The organism is Acidovorax sp. HMWF018 (assembly GCF_003061035.1).
In the GTDB taxonomy this organism is placed as follows: domain Bacteria; phylum Pseudomonadota; class Gammaproteobacteria; order Burkholderiales; family Burkholderiaceae_C; genus Acidovorax; species Acidovorax delafieldii.
Map to the genome: position 1 here is coordinate 1 of NZ_QAIM01000026.1, position 1,051 is coordinate 1,051.

The following is a 1,051-nucleotide window of genomic DNA, read 5'->3' on the forward strand; positions in this document are numbered from 1 at the left end:
GCCACGACGGGTCCGGTCCGCTCCGCGGCCTTGCCCGACGTGCCGACGCTGGCGGAGGCCGGGCTCAAGGGCTACGAACTGTTGATGTGGAATGCACTGTCCGCGCCCGCCGGCACGCCGCGGGCGATCATCGACAAGATCCACAAGGACGTTGTGGAGGTCGTGCAGCGCAAGGAAGTCAGGGACCAGCTCATGGTGTTCGGTCTGGAGACGGCGGGCACCACGCCCGAGGAGATGGACGAGACCATCCGGCGGGAGACCGCCAAGTACGCGCCCCTGATCAAGGAGCTCGGGCTCAAGCTGAACTGAAGGGCGCATCGGCATGACCGCCCCAGCACTCGACTACGGATCGGGCGGGCGCATCGGCGTGCTGCTGCCCTCCGTGAACCAGGCCGCCGAGCCGCAACTGCGCGCGATGCTTCCCGCCGACATCGCCATCGCGGTCACGCGGCTGAAGCTCGTGGACAGTTCGGAGGCGAGCCTGCTGGGCATGGCCCGGGATGTCGAGCCGGCGGCCGAGCTGCTCGCGGACGCGGGCGTCGACATCGTGGTGTTCCATTGCACCGCCGTGTCGACCTACAGCACCGAGCTGGAGGCGTCGATTCTCGCGCGCATCCAGTCCGCGACTGGGCTGCCCTGCGTGGCCACGTCGCAGGCCCTGGTGGCGGCGCTGCAGGCCCTGCCCGCGCGGCGCGTGGTGCTGCTCTCCCCGTACACGGCGGCCGTCAATGACCGGGAGGCGGCTTACTTCGCCGAGCATGGATTCGAGATCCTCGGCAACGCCGGCCTGGATTGCCGCACCGGCCGCGAGATGATGGCCATCGCGCCGCAGGCGTGGCATGCGTTCGCCACGCGCCATGCCCATGCGCGGGCGGACGCATACGTCCTCAGTTGCACCACCGTGCGGACGGCCGAGACCATCGAGGCCCTGGAGCGTTCCCTGGGACGGCCCGTCGTCACGAGCAACACGGCGGTGGCCTGGTACTGCATGCGCAAGCTTGGCGCGCTGCCGGGGGTTCCAGGCTACGGCCGCCTGCTGGCCCGCGCCGGA

Annotated in this window: 2 protein-coding genes; both read left to right on the plus strand. The window is 70.2% G+C overall.

What is annotated here, in order from left to right:
• The coding region (locus DBR23_RS00710) for a tripartite tricarboxylate transporter substrate binding protein (protein WP_255581489.1) at positions 1-309 on the plus strand (309 nt) is incomplete at its 5' end.
• Positions 310-322: 13 nt separating this feature from the next.
• Positions 323-1,051: aspartate/glutamate racemase family protein (locus DBR23_RS00715; RefSeq protein WP_108496982.1), on the plus strand; the 729-nt coding region annotated here is incomplete at its 3' end.